General features: G+C 64.7%; 14 protein-coding genes. All 14 read right to left on the bottom strand.

Annotated features, from left to right (window positions below):
- Window positions 1–20 precede the first annotated feature (20 nt).
- Window positions 21–968, bottom strand: coding sequence for an ATP-grasp fold amidoligase family protein (locus NFI08_RS15085; protein ID WP_287165534.1), 948 nt, complete (start codon window positions 966–968; stop codon window positions 21–23).
- Window positions 952–1,938, bottom strand: coding sequence for an ATP-grasp fold amidoligase family protein (locus NFI08_RS15080; protein WP_287165533.1), 987 nt, complete (start codon window positions 1,936–1,938; stop codon window positions 952–954). Before NFI08_RS15080 ends, NFI08_RS15085 begins: the two co-directional genes overlap by 17 nt.
- 27 nt (window positions 1,939–1,965) lie before the next feature.
- The gene (locus NFI08_RS15075; protein ID WP_287165532.1) at window positions 1,966–3,300 is read right to left on the bottom strand and encodes a lipopolysaccharide biosynthesis protein; all 1,335 of its coding nucleotides are present in this window, start codon (window positions 3,298–3,300) and stop codon (window positions 1,966–1,968) included.
- Entirely contained in the window at window positions 3,297–3,890 is a 594-nt protein-coding gene (locus tag NFI08_RS15070) for a sugar transferase (RefSeq protein WP_108449026.1), read from the bottom strand. The genes NFI08_RS15075 and NFI08_RS15070 overlap by 4 nt, the downstream gene beginning before the upstream one ends.
- A gap of 2 nt (window positions 3,891–3,892) precedes the next feature.
- On the bottom strand, window positions 3,893–5,146 hold the full coding sequence (locus NFI08_RS15065) for a glycosyltransferase family 4 protein (RefSeq protein ID WP_108449009.1): 1,254 nt from the start codon (window positions 5,144–5,146) through the stop codon (window positions 3,893–3,895).
- Complete coding sequence (locus tag NFI08_RS15060; protein ID WP_205254675.1) at window positions 5,143–6,351, bottom strand: hypothetical protein; 1,209 nt, start codon at window positions 6,349–6,351, stop codon at window positions 5,143–5,145. Before NFI08_RS15060 ends, NFI08_RS15065 begins: the two co-directional genes overlap by 4 nt.
- A gap of 82 nt (window positions 6,352–6,433) precedes the next feature.
- Window positions 6,434–7,432: a hypothetical protein gene (locus NFI08_RS15055; RefSeq protein WP_108449008.1), complete on the bottom strand. Its 999-nt coding sequence runs from the start codon at window positions 7,430–7,432 to the stop codon at window positions 6,434–6,436.
- A gap of 92 nt (window positions 7,433–7,524) precedes the next feature.
- On the bottom strand, window positions 7,525–8,856 hold the full coding sequence (locus NFI08_RS15050; protein WP_287165530.1) for a DUF4910 domain-containing protein: 1,332 nt from the start codon (window positions 8,854–8,856) through the stop codon (window positions 7,525–7,527).
- A 108-nt stretch (window positions 8,857–8,964) separates the two neighbouring features.
- Window positions 8,965–9,945: a polysaccharide deacetylase family protein gene (locus tag NFI08_RS15045; RefSeq protein ID WP_287165528.1), complete on the bottom strand. Its 981-nt coding sequence runs from the start codon at window positions 9,943–9,945 to the stop codon at window positions 8,965–8,967.
- Window positions 9,946–10,083: 138 nt separating this feature from the next.
- Window positions 10,084–10,947, bottom strand: coding sequence for an SDR family oxidoreductase (locus NFI08_RS15040; RefSeq protein WP_349590381.1), 864 nt, complete (start codon window positions 10,945–10,947; stop codon window positions 10,084–10,086).
- Entirely contained in the window at window positions 10,937–11,851 is a 915-nt protein-coding gene (locus NFI08_RS15035) for a Gfo/Idh/MocA family oxidoreductase (RefSeq protein WP_349590378.1), read from the bottom strand. Before NFI08_RS15035 ends, NFI08_RS15040 begins: the two co-directional genes overlap by 11 nt.
- Window positions 11,848–12,696 (bottom strand): SDR family NAD(P)-dependent oxidoreductase, encoded by an 849-nt coding sequence (locus NFI08_RS15030; RefSeq protein ID WP_349590375.1) that lies wholly within the window; start codon window positions 12,694–12,696, stop codon window positions 11,848–11,850. The genes NFI08_RS15035 and NFI08_RS15030 overlap by 4 nt, the downstream gene beginning before the upstream one ends.
- Before the next feature lie 34 nt (window positions 12,697–12,730).
- Window positions 12,731–13,444, bottom strand: a complete 714-nt coding sequence (locus tag NFI08_RS15025; RefSeq protein WP_204248976.1) for an acylneuraminate cytidylyltransferase family protein — start codon at window positions 13,442–13,444, stop codon at window positions 12,731–12,733.
- A 47-nt stretch (window positions 13,445–13,491) separates the two neighbouring features.
- Window positions 13,492–14,709, bottom strand: coding sequence for a UDP-N-acetylglucosamine 2-epimerase (neuC, locus tag NFI08_RS15020; protein WP_045993984.1), 1,218 nt, complete (start codon window positions 14,707–14,709; stop codon window positions 13,492–13,494).
- Window positions 14,710–14,716: the final 7 nt, after the last annotated feature.

Here is a 14,716-nt window from a genome sequence, read left to right as displayed (position 1 = left end):
CCTGACGGTTCGGCCCTGACTTACCTGGGAGCCGCGACCTTGCCACCGTCGGATCGCCTTGATGAGCGCTCCTGCGGAAGCCGAATCAGCGAGCCAAGATAATCGAGCCCTTCATCGCTGTAGCCATTATCCATGTTGGCCGAGGGCGTAAAGGTCATCTCACCGAGAACGGGAAGGCCGTGCTCGATGTAGAAGTCCACACGCACGAACGCAAAAGGCTCGGCCAAGGCGCGGGCGGACTCGAGCAGTGGTTCAAGACAAGCTGGACGGGCCAGATCAGCGGTGTCGGTAATGATCGGCACCTTGGCTGCCATCAGCTCAAGCGGTCCCCAGTCTCGATCGAAATAGGCGTAGCGAGTCTGCCCCTTGTCCGAGGCGCACAGCAGCACCACCAACGGCTCGCCGTTGAAGCAGTAGACCTTGTAGTCCAGGGGCGCGTCCCTCCCCCCGCTGTCCAGCAGGCGCTCGGCAAAGATCCGCGGCACGATCTGATCGTAGTGATACTCGAGCTTGCGACGCCCATAGCGTTCGGTCATCCAGCGCGACAGATCCTGGCTGGCCTTGCGCCTTTCCAGGGTCGACTTGTCGTGCACCAGGATGTTGTAGCCGCAGCCGTGATTGCACTTCAGCACGAAGGCGTCTGGCAGGGCTTCCCAGTCGATCTCGTCGACACTGCGATAGACGCCCAGCAGATCATTGAGAATCGCACCCTGGCCTCTGGATCTCGCGTAATCGTGCAGCCCGAGCTTGTCGGCGCACCTGGCCATCAGCGGGTCACGATGAAACAGCTTGAGCCACTGAAGCTTCTCGTCGAAGCGCCTGGGGGTTCGAAGGTCAAGGCGACGCCGGGTCTTGCGTTGGTGCATCAGTCGCGTCGCCTGCTCGTTGGAGAAGGCATCCAGCCCCAACATCCCCAACGTCCACAGCCGGGACTTGGCTGCGCCCATCCACTCATTCATGACCGCCATTGTCCGCTCCTTGCACGGTTCCATTGAAGCTCAATGACCGCCCTGCCGTTACTTCGCGGTCGTGTCGGCAGCGCCGGCCCACCTGCGTCAGATCGATCAGGTCGCCCAGGTAGCGCTGTCCGTAGGCGTTGTAGCGCCGTGATACGTTCGCCCCGGGTGTGAACGTCATCTCACCGAGCACCGCCTGCCCTTCCCGCTCGTAGAAGTCGACCCGGACGAAGACAAAACCCCGCGACAGCCGCTCGGCCAGTTCGAGCATCTCGTCGAGCGCTCGAGGACGGGCCACGCCAGCGGCGCTCTGATGCTGCCGGTCATTCAGCTCGAGCCGATGCCAAGCCGGATCATGGAAGTCGAAACGCATGTCGCCTCCCCTGTCGGTGCATACCAGCACCACGCGAGGGCGGCCATGAAAGCAGTAGACCTTGTAGTCCACGGGCACGCCCCCGGTAGCGGTCTCGATGTACTCCTCGGCCAGCACTCTCGGGGGAATGGCGTCGTAGTGATACTCCAGATAACGTCGGGCGTAGCGCTCCTTCAGCCAACGCTGCAGCCGTCGCTTCACCGCTCGCTCGTCCGCCTTGCGCTTGTCGTCGATGATCACGTTGTAGCCGCAACCGTGGGTGCACTTCAGCGCGAAGCGCGCCGGCAGTTCCTCCCAGACGATCGCATCGACGCTCTCGTAGAGGCCGATCAGTCGACTGAGGGCAACGGCGCAGCCTCGCTCGGCGGCGAACTGTCGGACGGCGTACTTGTCGGCGCAGCGCGAAAGCCCTCGACGATCACCGTAAAGCTTGAGCCACTGCAGCTTGTCATTGAAATCCCTGGGATCGTCGAGTTCGAGCCGCTGCCCGTACTCTCGCCGGTGCACCAGTCTTGTCGCCAGACGCGGCGACAGGCGGTCGACCACCCCCAGAGCGCATCGCCACCCCAGCTTCTCCGTCCTGTCGAAGGCTCGCTGAAATCCTGTCATACGATAATCCCTTGTACAGAAGCGCTCTCACGTCTTGATCAATCCCTGGTCACGCCGTCTTGCCCGCAACAGGGTCACACCGACCAGCGCCAGATTGAGCATGGCGCCCACCAGAGAGAAGGCCACCACCGCAACGAGATCGCTGTGATACACCCGAAACCCCACATACAGCGCGGCCACACGGCCGAGCACGCTGAGTACCTCGTAAATCAGAAAACCACGCTGCAGGCCCAGACTGGCGATGGAGGCCACACTGGGCTTGTTGAGAAAGGCAAAGTACAGCCAGACCGCCATCCAGCGTGCGTACTCGCCCGCCTGCCACCAGGGGTCACCGAACAGCAGAGCAAACAGCCAGGGCCCCAGCACCACCATGGCGCCAAAGGGGACGAGCCCCACCGCCGCCATCACCAGGGTGGTCTTCGCCAGTGACGCGGTAATCGGCTCGCCGCGGTTGACCGCCGAGGCCACATGGGGATAGAAGACGTCGTTGACCGACTTCGCCAGCAGCACCATGGGCGCGGCCAGTACCGAGGCCGCCAGGCTGTAGTGCCCGGCGGCTGCGGTACCGAAGAATGCCGCCAGCAACAACACCGGCAACGACTGCGACAAGGCGTTGAGCGTCACCTGGGGTGCGCGATACAAGGGAAAGTCACGGTGGCGACGCGCCAGTTCCCGCCATGGGGCGCCCCGGCCCCCGCCGACCAGACCATCACCGAGTCGCCGGTCTGCCCACCACAGCAGCAAGGCGTTAAGCCCACTGGCGGCGGCGGTGACAAGCACCAGCGTCACCCCGACCGGATGCAGCACTCCGCCGGTCGCCTTGGCCAGGTTGAGGACCAGGGCATGGATCATCGCCACCTTGGCCGTCACCCCGAATCGCTGGCGCCGAATCAGCCACTGCTGCATGACCTGTTGCATGGCCGCCAGCAGCATGGCCACAGGCAGCAGCCAGATCAGCATGGCGGCAAGCCTCGGATCGAGATGCCGATCCAGTAGTGGTTGCAGCACAGTGAGCGCCGCCACGGCAGCCAGCGCCAGCAGCACCGCCAACCCCATGCTGAGTCGGGCCAGCCCCCGGGCGTCTTCGTCGCGCGGCGGCAACACCATGGCGACCGGGTAGGTCAGGGCCGCCAGCGGCGCGACGACACTGACCAGGGCGCTGAAGGAGCCGGCCAGGCCGAAGGCGTCAGGGCTGAACAGACGGGTGATGAGTGGCGCAAAGGCCAGACTCAGCGCCTGTGCCCCCGCCGTGCCACCGGCTACCAGCAACACCTGGGACAGCAAGCGATGACGTCTGAGCGCTGTCAGCCAGCCCCGTTGCGGCAAGACCGCGGCCACCGAGTCGGTATCCCGGGGCGTCATTCATTGCCTCGAAAGGGCTTCATGGTGACGCTTCCTTGGCCACTGATACCCTCGCGGCGCAGCACCTTGACGACCGTCATGGCCAGTATCCTGATATCGAGCGCCAGGCTGTGGTGGTCCACGTACCAGACGTCAAGCTGGAAGCGCTCGCGCCAGGAAAGCGCATTCCTGCCGTTGACTTGAGCCCATCCGGTGATCCCCGGTCGTACCTCGTGGCGACGGGCCTGGTACCGGTCATACAGCGGCAGGTACTCCATCAGCAGCGGGCGTGGCCCGACCAGACTCATCTCGCCTTTCAGCACGTTCCAGAGCTCGGGCAGCTCGTCCAGGCTGGACGCCCGCAGCCAACCCCCGAGCGTCGTCATGCGCTGCTCGTCGGGCAGCGTGCGTCCCTGCTCGTCACAGCGCTGGGCGAGGGTCCTGAACTTGATCAAGCGGTAGGGACGGCCATGCAGCCCAGGGCGCCACTGAAAGAAGAAGGCCGGCTTGCCAAGCCTCAGCCGGACGAGTCCCCAGATGCCGAGCATCAAGGGGAATAGCAGGACCAGCAACGAGGCGGCCACCAGCACATCCAGACAACGCTTGGCCATCATCATCTCACCACGCTGGGGTCGAGCCCTGCCGGGCAGGACGACGCCGTCTCGACCCCCATGGCGTCGAGGATGCTGTGATTGACGCGGTGCACGTCGTAGCGCTCCTCGGCGCGAGCGCGGGAGGCCTGGCCGTGCTGGACGATCAACGCCGGCGTTTCCAGATAGCGTTGCAACGCCAGGCACAGGGCGTCGACGTCTTTCACCTCCACCAGATAACCGTTGACCCCGGGCGCGACGGTCTCGCGGCATCCCGGCGCGTCGGTGGTCACCACCGCACGCCCCAGGGCCATGGCCTCGAGCACCGTTCTCGGGGTCCCCTCGCGATAGGACGGCAGCACATAGACGCTGCATTCGGCGATGGCCGGACGGACATCATCGAGTCGACCGAGGTACTCGATGGCGCCGTCATCGATCCACGTCTGAAGCTCGTGCGCCGCGATGCTGTCGGGGTTGTCGTCCAGCCAACCCGCCAGGCGAAAGCGCACCTGGGGATGGCGCTGGCGGATACGCGTCGCCGCCTCGGCGTACTCGCGCACCCCCTTGTCACCCAGCAACCGAGCGATCAGCAGGAAGCTGACCGGCTCTGTCGCTGGAGCCACCGGCGAAAAATGCGCCAGATCCACTCCGGAACCGTTGATCACCCGGGACGCCGTGGTATCAAGGAGAATCCCCTCCTCGATGAACAGGCGACGATCATCCGGGTTCTGGAACAGCACCATATGAGCCCGCCCCAGAGCAACGCGGTACAACCGCCGCACCAGCGCCTTGATCAAGCGGCGCTTGTTGCCACCCTGGGCGCCACCCTGGGCGCCCTCCTGGGTGCCGGTAAAGGCGTACCCCAGCCCGGTGACCAGCAGGGTGCGCTGGCGCACCCCCAACACCCAGGCAGCCAGTGCCCCGTAGACCACCGGCTTGATCGTGTAGGCAAAAAGCCCATCGGGGCGTACCCGCAGCATCAATCTCATCAGAGCCACCAGGGTCTTCAGATCGGCCAGCGGATTCATGCCGGTGCGCGAAAGCGGGATATCGTGCAGCGTCGCGCCGAGGGCCTCGAGACTGGCTTTAAGACGCGACGAAGCAGCCGAACGCTCGGCGTCACCCTCACCGCCGGCGTCACCGGTAGCGCCCCTCCCCCCCACGGGCGCGGCGACATGGACCTCGATTCCGCGAGCGACCATCTCCCTGATCAGCTCACCGCGAAACCCGACGATGGACTCGGGGTAGCTCGCTACCATCAACAGTCGCTTGATCATCTCGCCACTCCATTTGGCGTGCTTTCGACAGACGGCGTAGCGCCCCCGGACGATTCGGCGTCGGTGGTTGTCTGTCGCGGGCGCCCCATGACGGACATCAACAGATAGATAAGCACCGGGGTAAACATCCACTTCTGACGCGCAGCGATGCCCAGATTGGCAGTGGTCATCGCCAGGATGGTCCAGGCCAGCAGCAGGTAAAACCACAGAAACAGTCGATTGGCGGGAGGCGCATTGCGCCCGGTGATGGCGGCGATGCCACCGACCACCATCAGATACAGCAGGATGACGTTATCCACCGAGGACGCCAGCTGGAACACACTGCTGGCTTCCATGGGCAGAGGCCTGAACATATAGGTGAAAAGCTGCATCGGCAGACTCATGGAGGCGATGTCCACCGCACCGCCGCCGGTCTGGTTGTAGCTCTGCCGCAATTCGATGTAACTCATCACCTGATCGGCATCGGAGCCGCTGCCGACCCCGGCGTAATCCAGCGCCAGGGGTACGATGATCGCCGCCCCGGCAAGCGCCGCAGTCCCCAGCAAAAGCCGCTGCCACAGCACGACGCCGGGCTGCAGACAGAAGGCAGCCGCCAAGGCGATCAGCTGTATACCGGCCATGTGCGGTCGCACCACCAGCATGATCATGACCGCCACCACCATCAGCAGGTGACGGCGTCTGAGATCAAGCGCCGCCCACAGCGAAAGCCCCATGGACAGAAACGACAGCGCATCCTTGCCGATGGCGGAGCCCCAGTAGTGCATCGAGGGCAGAAAGAGTACGGCCAGCGCCAGCAGACGAATACCCAGGGCACGCTCGGCAATGGCCTGATGGAGACTGCCGGCGAAGGCCAGCAGCCCGACATAGCCGGCCAGATTGAACACCAGAAAGGTCCCCAGAAACGACAGCCCCAGCCCCTGGGTGAACAGCGAGGTGAACACGATCACCCCGGCGGTGCCAAAGGAGAACTCGACGCCGTCGTTCAACGACGCCCGGTAGTACATCAAGGAATCTCCGCCGTCGCCGTTGACGAACCAGGCGTAGAGCACGCAGAAGGCCGTGTGCCAGAGATAGAGCGGCAGACACAGCATGTAAGACAGCCCGAAGGCTCGCCCCACCGCTCTGGCAAGCCACAGACCGAGCACGAACACCGCCAGGGCGGAGTACACGTCCCAGGCGGAGGTGACATAAGGGATGGGAACCATCGGCGGTAAGCTCACTCATTTGACGTGCAGGCATGCCGTTCGACTACCACGGGGGCCAGGCGCTGGACGGACAGCGTCCTTCTCAGGCAATCGCCACATGGTCGATGTCGTCGTGACCGGGATCGCCCACGGCCAGATCGCAGACTCTTCGGATATGAACGTCGCCCTTGAGGTCGACGAAGGTCACCCTGTCGAGCAGATCCAGGCAGTAGAGTTCAGAAGACGAGGAATAGTGATACACCACCAGTTCGTCGACCCGGCTAGCCAGTAGACGAATCCACACCTCGGCGGGAATCCACGGCTGCTCCAGCACCTGGATATCAGCATCGAGCCAGGCGCAGCCGTCGTGGGGATGGGGCTTGAACAGCAACAGGGGATGACGTCGCTTGAGCTCGGCAAGCTTCTCGGCGGAGATATCGCCGCCCCCCCAGGTACCCAGTACCAGCGCCGGCGTTGCCGACGTCAGCCGGTCGAGCCAGGGCGACAGCAGTGCCTGCCAGTCCTCCCAGCCTTGCTCCAGCTCGCCGACGAGCCCCGGGCAATAGCGCGCCTTGTGCGCCAGGCGTGGATTCAATCGGGCGTAGGTCCGCGGCCGCGAAACGAACACCAGGTCGGTCCTGCGGCCGCCTCCGAAACGCAGTCCGCAACCGCGCACCAGGGCCACCAGGCTCCACTTCAACCGCCTGGACAGAGGCATCTCGTAGAGATAGGAGCTGAAGTAGGTGCTGACCCCCTCCTCGTAAAGGCACAGACAGCCTGTCTTCAGCGGCGCCAGCAGCAGGTACTTGCTGGTGCGATCGTTGTCGATGAACAGACTGTCGTAGTGCAAGGCGCCCAGCGCCTCGCGTGCCGCGGCCTGGGTCGGCACGCGGCGTATCTCGTCAAAGAGAGATCGATGGTGGCTTGCTTCGACAAAGGCGTAGAAGGCGTCATACTCGGCGATGCTTTCGGCCACCAGCAGCACCAGCGCCTGCTCGATTCGATAGTGACGAACGATCGAGGCACAGGTCAGAAACTGCAGCGGCTTGCAGCAGATAAAGACGCTTCGGCCAAACGACGCCTGCGTGCTCGTCGCCGGCACTGCCCCCCCTGTGTCGATCCCTTCCTGAAGCGGTATTCCTGCCCCACCCGACGGATGCGCGCGCTCGCCACTCACCTCCTCCCTCGCCCGGTTCATACCAGCTCCACCAGGCCACAGTCGCGCCAGCGCTTGAGATAGTCGTGGACCACGCTCTCCTCGAGGCCGACCTCCCTGGCCAGCTGGCGCACGGTGGTCGGACGCGTCAAGGTCGGGATGGAGTCCATCAACAGGCGCATCCGCCGGCGTGACTCGTCCGGCACGTCACCGAAGGCGACCTGGCCAGGATCCACATAGAGGTCATGGCGGGGATGCGACAGGCAGACGTTGCCCTCGAAGCGCTTCTTGATCAGCGGCGAGGACTCGATATCGTCGATGGCGGCGAGCACCACGTCACGCGCCTCGAGCAGGCGCTGCGGCGACATCAAGCCAAGGTTATCGGCGTCGGTGTGATACTCGGGATAGGGATAGCGCGATAGCGAGGCCATGGGGATGCCGTAGGCTTCCCACAGGTACTCGTCATTGAGCAGCAGGCTCTCGAAGGCGCCCTCGCGGTAGTCGTGCCCACCCTCGCTGAGCACGCGCGACAACGCCTGCTCGATGTTCGATCCGGCACCTCGTGAGCGCTGCAGATTGAGTATGGTGGGCGAGCCCAGCATCTCGAGCATCACACCCTCGAACAGTCGAGCGCGCTCTGCGGCGGGAAGCCGCCCCAGGTAGTACTCGGTGCCCATGATGCCGGGGGCCAGCACCAGTCGATAGCTGAAGCGCCTGGGTCGCGCGGCAAGCGCCTCGAACACGGCGAGCCCCACCGCCACACCGGACAGACCATCGTTGGCGACACCAGGATGATCCAGGTTGGCCCCCAGCACGATGGTCTGCTCGAGCTGACCCGGCAGGTGATAGTCCAGGCAGCGCAGATACCCCGGCGCCTCACGGGTCTCGATCACCACCTCGTAGTCACCAGGCGCAAGACTCTCGACAAGACGACGTGGCACGCAGAACCCCCAGTCACGCTGCCAGCTGGTAAATAGCTGGCGAAAATGGAACGGGATGCGCTCGTCGTAGCGGTGATCAAAATGCAGGTGGGACTTGAGTTCTTCTCGCGAGACCGTGCCTCGGAACGGCAGTGACAGCGCCATCACCGCCATGGGATGCCAGCGACCATCATAGATACACTCGCCATCCTTGTAGATGGCCGCCTCCAGTACGTCCCACCTGGGCGGAATCACCCAGCCATTGTGGACGTCAGAGGCCTCGAAACGATGCTCCCTGAGCGGCCAGCGCTCGGCCAGGTAGGCCACCGTGGCGTCGTAGTCGCTCGAGCAGATCACCCGATTCAGCGGAGTGAGGTCGGCCAACATGGCCATCATGGCGTCGCCGGCGGCGACAGACGCTGTCGTCGTGCTCTGCGTGCACGCTGTCATGACAAGATCCCTGTGCATGGTAGGTAGGCTGGCGGCAAACCGCCGGGGCCGCGCCAAGCTCGGCGCAAATGGGGAAGACGTGGAGGTGGACGAGGATGTGGTCAGCTATCAAACCTGGACGGTCGCCGGGTCGCCAGGGCAGGCAGCGGCCTGGCTGGGCAGATCATTGGTGTCCAGGCGCGGCAGCAGCAAGGGGTCGTCCCGGGCCGGGTCGGCCTGTCGCGAAGCCACGGTCAGCCCGGCGGCGCAGCCAAGCTGGCGTAGACGACCCAGCAGCGCTTCGTCGACGCCACCGTAGGGATAGCACATCACCCAGTCGTCGCCGAGCACCCCCAGGTTTCGAAGATGAGCGAGACTGACCTCGAGGTCCCTGCCCTGTTGTTCGGGCGTCAGGCTGTCGAACCAGAAGTGCTGATCCCCGTGGCAGCCGATATGCATGCCGGCCTCGTGCAGCTGGCGGACCTCGGCATCGCTCAGATAGAGCATTTCGGCGAAGGCTCGCTGGTCCGTGCTGACGAAGCGCGCAAACAGCTCATCGATGACGTCATGGCGAACCGCGAAGGGCAACTCCCGTTGCAGCAGGCGCTTGAAGAACAGGGTATCGGGGTCATCGAAGCGTCCCTGGCGCGACAGCCGATGATAGACCCTGCGATGGATATCCTCGTAGGTCCCCAGGCCATGACGCTCGCGACGCTTGTCCAGTGCCCTGGCCAGGGCCGGCAGCAACTCTGCGGTGGAAGCGACGCTGGCCAGCACGAACTGGATCTTGTTGACGTCGAGGATCAGGCCGTCGCGCAGGGTACCGGTGCAGGGAAAGAAGCTACCCTGAAGGCCGCGTCGCTCGAGTTCCGGCAGCACATGTTCGAGGTGATCACGATAGCCGTCGTCGAAGCTCAACAGCACCGCCTGCTCGGGCAATGTCTGCTGGCCGCGCCAGGCGGCGATCACCTGTTCCATCGTCACCGGCCGATAGTGCCGCTCGAGATGGTCGAGCTGAGCGCGAAAGGCAGCAAGCTCCAGCGCCTTGAGGCGCGGATAGCGCGACCCGGCCAGCGGTCGGACATAGTGGTACATCACGATGGTCAACATCGAGCGAAACTCCTTCCCTGCGCATATTGCAGCGGCCATGGGGCCCGCCTTGCCACACCTCCGGCAATCCCTTCGCTGCCGTTCAGCTGGTTGCGTTGATCGGATGCCGTGCATCGGCCAGCGTGCATCGGCGCCGTGCTACCAGGCACTCAAGCCACCATCCACGTGAAGCGTCTGCCCCGTCACGTAGCCGGAGGCATCCGAGGCCAGAAAGATCAGCGCGCCGACCAGATCGGTCGGCGTTCCCATGCGCCCCAGCGGCACCCTGGCCGAATAGCGCTCGACGAAGGCTGAGTTCTGGCCACTCTCGATGCCGCCCGGTACCAGGGTATTGACGCGGATACCGTGGCCTGCCCAGAGCGTGGCGAGATAACGCGCCAGTCCAGACACCCCGGCCTTGGAGGCGGCGTAGACCGGAGGCGTGTTGATGGCCACCCCCAGGTACTGCGAGCCCTCGTAGATACGCGGATCGCAGCCCATCTCGCCGTAGATGGAACCGGTATGGATGATGCTGCCGCCTCGACCCTGCTCGATCATCTGCCGGCCTACCGCTCGCGACACCAGAAAGACACCGTCGAGATTGACCGCCATGACGTCACGCCACTGGGCCAGGGTGTAGTCTTCGGCCGGGGCGAAGAAGGCCTCCAGGTCTCGCGCCTTGGTCGCCGCATTGTTGTGCAGGATGTCGATGCCTCCCAGCGTCTTGACCGCATGCGCCACCATGGCCTCGACCGAGGCCTCGTCGCTGACGTCACAGCCAAGTCCGAGGCAAGGCTGACCGTGGTCGGTCTGAAGCTCGGCGGCGAAGCGCTCGGCCTCGGCAGCGTCGAGATCCGCAACCACCAGCGAGGCGCCGCATTCGGCGAGACCTCGACAGAAGTGCCGCCCCAGGATGCCCAGGGCCCCGGTGACCAGTGCTACCCGACCGCTCAGATCGAACAGCGCCGACACGACGCGCGCCTGTGCGGGTACGAGGCCGGCACCCTCGTTGTCAGAGCGCATCGAGACGTACCTCCTCTCCCCGCTCGGCCGCGAGGCGCCCGGCGATCAACGTCTTGATCACCGCGAGTGTGGTCTGGCATTGATGACGATCCGGCCCCTGCTCGAGCATCCGCCAGAACTCCCACAGGGTGCGACGAAACATGCCGAAGTTGTCGCGGATGTCGGCACTGGTCTGGCCGGCATCACCAAACACCTCGATGCGAAATACCGGCGGCACCTCGCCGAGCGTATCGATGCTCAAAAGGCTGCCGTCACTCATGGTGATGGCGAAGGACTGGTGGCCTGCCCCAAGCGCTCTGACGGACACCGGCGTCGCCGCCGTCAACGGCAGGATGGCGTCGAGCAGGTGCACCCCGTAGCGCTCCCAGTCCTTGACGATGGCGCCCCTGGCCAGGCGCCAGTTGCCCAGCGCCCCCGGCGCCGCACGCAGGGCGTCGAGTTCGCTGGCAAAGCGCATGCCGGAACATGACATCAGGCGCCCTGCTGCCAGGTAGGGGGAAAAATAGGCCAGATCCTGCGGATCCAGGGTCAGCGGCTTGTCGATGAACACCGCCAGGCCCGCCTCGAGAAAGGGTGCCGCCAGTTCGCGGTGGCTCGCCGGATCGTCACGGGCGATGATGACCGCATCCACCTGCCCCAGCATGTCACCAGGCTCGGCCACGGCCTCGTCGATATGGCAGGCGCGACATAGCCGCTCGGTGACGTCTCGATCCTGGGTCCAGGCGTGGGTGACACGCAGATCACCGACGCCGAATTCCGAGCGATGTCGCCGTGCCAGATAGTCATGGATCACCGGCCAGCCCGCCTCGGCCATGGCCTCATCGTGGTAGCCATTGAGGATGGCGGAAAACGAAAACGGGTGACCGTTGCCGGGACTCATGCCCAGCATGCCAATACGCCTCATCGGCACGCCCTGTCACTGCTGCTTACGTCCGCGCCACTGCTGTCGAGACCGCTGCTCTCGTCTGCCTCTGGCCAAAGCCGGGCAAAACCTGCCGGCGCGGTCCCCGCCAGCCAGTCGATGCCATCGAGGGACGGCGTCAGCGGTATCTCGTGACCCAGCCAGAAGAAGCGCCCGCTGGCGCCATCCGCGGGCAGTTCCAGTAGATGGTCCAGGGTCGGTAGACAGACCTCTGGCGCCATCGGTGCCTCGGGGGCCATCTTGCTGCGCACCGGGCCGGGGCTCATCAGGTTGATCTTGATATCCACGTCCTGATGCTCTCTGGCGGCGGTCACCGTCAGCGCATTCAGCGCCGCCTTGGAGGCGCTGTAGGCGGCATGCCCGGCAAAACAGTTGAGCGGTGCGCCGGAGGTGATATTGATGATGCGGCCAAAGCCACGACGGCGCATGCCGGGCAGCACCGCCGCCATGAGCATGGCCGGCGCGATGGTGTTGACCTCGAGCGAGCGCCGAAGCACGGCTTCGATGTCGGCGTCCACTGGCGCAGGCCGATTGAAGCCGGCATTGTTGATCAGATAGCCGACGTCGCCGCATTGCTCCAGTAGTGACGCGATATCACTTGCGATCTCACCGCCGGCGAGATCCAGGCAGTGGACCTCGACACCGGGAAGGCTTGCGGCCAGTGCTGCCAGGGCGTTGGCGTCACGCCCCAGAGCGATCACCCGAAAGCGGCGGTTCAGGTGGCGGCACAGGGCCATGCCGACCCCACCGGTAGCCCCGGTGATCATGATCGCCGGGCGCACATCGGTGGCTGCGGGAGTCACTAAGGCTTCGACAGGGTGGCTCAACGGGCTCTCCAACGGGCTGTACAACGGGCTGTCCTCAACGGGCTCTCCTCAACAGGCTTTCGACGATGACGAAGTCGTGCTCGCGGTCGATGTCGACCGAACGTTCCGCCGGCATGATCACCGCGCCACTACGCCCGAACAGCAACGCCTTGCCATCCTCGGGAAGACGATCGGGACGGAAGGCGTAGACGGCACCATTGAGCTGATAGGCCATGGGTAACGCCTGTCGCGGCAGCCAGGGATCGCTGCCGTCGATAAAGGCGGTGGGCCGGCCCCGCGCATCCAGCCGCCAGGTACGGTGAGGATTGACCTCGGCAGCCTTGAAGGTGGCCACCGAATCCAGCCCCTGCACCACCAGACGCGACAGGCACTCGGCCACATCCTGGGCACTGCGCAAGGGGCAGGTGGGCTCCAGCAGCACCATCACCTCGGGAGCCTCGCCGCCCTGGTTCAGCTCATCGAACAGTTCGCGGATGGCGTCGATCACCAGCGCCTCGTCGGTGGCCAGTTGCGCCGACCGACGATGCACCTCGGCGCCATGCCGGCGGGCCACCTGGGCAATCTCGTCATCATCGGTACTCACGATCACCCGATCGATCGCCATCACCTGCCGTGCCACCTCGATCGACCAGACCAGCAGCGGGCGTCCGCCGAGCGGCCTCAGGTTCTTTCTCGGCACCGACTTGCTGGCGCCCCGCGCCGGTATCACCGCCGTCACCGACATTGCCGCCTCGGACACTGGTGTCATCATCATTTCCTGAACGGTTGATGGGGTCGTCGTCGAAGGGAAGAAGGTCAGCCCATCAGGCCTTTGGTCGGAGAAGAGGTGCCGCCCAGAGGGGACACCTCGTCGATGTCGAAGAACCACTTCTCACGGATGCCGGCATCCAGATTGACCCGTTTCAAGGTGTTCTTGATTCGCCGCGAGGCGGCTCCATCCTCGAAGGGGTCATAGGGATTGCTCAGGGCGCCCAGCGAACGCTTGAAGGTCTCGCTCAGGGCGGTCTCGATGCCCTTGGCGATGGCCTCCTCCGAGGCCTCGACATTGATCACGTTTCCCGCTTTGAGGCGGCCGTCCTGACGCTTGCCGACATTGACCACCGGCCGACGGAAGGATGGCGCCTCGATCAGACCGCTGGAGGAATTGCCCACCAGCACATCCATGTGCTCGAGACAGCCGTGATAGAGACGCTGCCCCAGACTGTCGACCAGACGCCTGGCCTCGGGGCGCTCGGCACACCAGCGCGCCAGCCGCGCGTTGATGCTGCGTCCATGACAGTCGGCGTTGGCCTTGCACACCAGCACGTCCAGATCCTCGAAACGCGACAAGGCCGCGATCAGCGCTTCCTCGTCCTCGCCCGTACCCGCGGTCACCGGGTGATAGGTGACCAGCGCGGTGGGCCGGTCCAGTGGCATGTCCAGGGCCCTTGCAAGCACTGCCCTGGTCGGCGTGCGGCTGCGGTACAGGTGATCGATGCCCGGCGCGCCGTGGACAAACACTCGGCCGGGGTCTTCCCCCATCTGCAGAATCCGCCGACGGTAGACCTCGGTAGCGGGAAAGTGCAGGTTGGCCAGCTTGGTCACCGCATGACGATAGTACTCGTCCAGGGCGCCACGACTGGTCTCGCCCCCGTGGAGGTGGGCCAGGGTGATACCGTGGGTGACCGCCGCCAACGCCACCGGCACGATTTCGAAACGGTCGCCCAGCAGGACCACCAGGTCGGGCCGGTCCTCGACCAGGGCATCGCCGACGCTCAACAGCGCCAGCCCCATGGCCTTGGTCATGGCGTTGCGTGAGTCCGACGCCAGCAGGATCTCGAGGCGTCGATGCAGACGAAAGCCGTCGCGCTCGATCTCGCTGACCGTGGAGCCGAACTCGGTGGACAGGTGCGATCCGCTGGCCACCAGCATCAGTTCCAGCGCAGGGTCTTCGTCGATTTCCCGAAGCAACCAGTAGAGCAGCCCATAGTCCGCTCGAGAACTGGTCAGGACCCAGATCTTTCTCGGTGTCATGCCAGTC

Source organism: Halomonas sp. EF61 (genome assembly GCF_040147045.1).
Classification (GTDB): domain Bacteria; phylum Pseudomonadota; class Gammaproteobacteria; order Pseudomonadales; family Halomonadaceae; genus Halomonas; species Halomonas litopenaei.
Note: the sequence above shows the minus strand (reverse complement) of the source record. Positions and strands in the feature narration are given on the sequence as shown.

Excerpts from the sequence above, each read along its gene's own strand:
- NFI08_RS15085 (WP_287165534.1), bottom strand. The coding sequence starts at position 968 with ATGGCGGTCATGAATGAGTGGATGGGCGCAGCCAAGTCCCGGCTGTGG.
- NFI08_RS15080 (WP_287165533.1), bottom strand. The coding sequence starts at position 1,938 with ATGACAGGATTTCAGCGAGCCTTCGACAGGACGGAGAAGCTGGGGTGG.
- NFI08_RS15075 (WP_287165532.1), bottom strand. The coding sequence starts at position 3,300 with ATGACGCCCCGGGATACCGACTCGGTGGCCGCGGTCTTGCCGCAACGG.
- NFI08_RS15070 (WP_108449026.1), bottom strand. The coding sequence starts at position 3,890 with ATGGCCAAGCGTTGTCTGGATGTGCTGGTGGCCGCCTCGTTGCTGGTC.
- NFI08_RS15065 (WP_108449009.1), bottom strand. The coding sequence starts at position 5,146 with ATGATCAAGCGACTGTTGATGGTAGCGAGCTACCCCGAGTCCATCGTC.
- NFI08_RS15060 (WP_205254675.1), bottom strand. The coding sequence starts at position 6,351 with ATGGTTCCCATCCCTTATGTCACCTCCGCCTGGGACGTGTACTCCGCC.
- NFI08_RS15050 (WP_287165530.1), bottom strand. The coding sequence starts at position 8,856 with ATGACAGCGTGCACGCAGAGCACGACGACAGCGTCTGTCGCCGCCGGC.
- NFI08_RS15045 (WP_287165528.1), bottom strand. The coding sequence starts at position 9,945 with ATGTTGACCATCGTGATGTACCACTATGTCCGACCGCTGGCCGGGTCG.
- NFI08_RS15040 (WP_349590381.1), bottom strand. The coding sequence starts at position 10,947 with ATGCGCTCTGACAACGAGGGTGCCGGCCTCGTACCCGCACAGGCGCGC.
- NFI08_RS15035 (WP_349590378.1), bottom strand. The coding sequence starts at position 11,851 with ATGAGGCGTATTGGCATGCTGGGCATGAGTCCCGGCAACGGTCACCCG.
- NFI08_RS15025 (WP_204248976.1), bottom strand. The coding sequence starts at position 13,444 with ATGACACCAGTGTCCGAGGCGGCAATGTCGGTGACGGCGGTGATACCG.
- neuC (WP_045993984.1), bottom strand. The coding sequence starts at position 14,709 with ATGACACCGAGAAAGATCTGGGTCCTGACCAGTTCTCGAGCGGACTAT.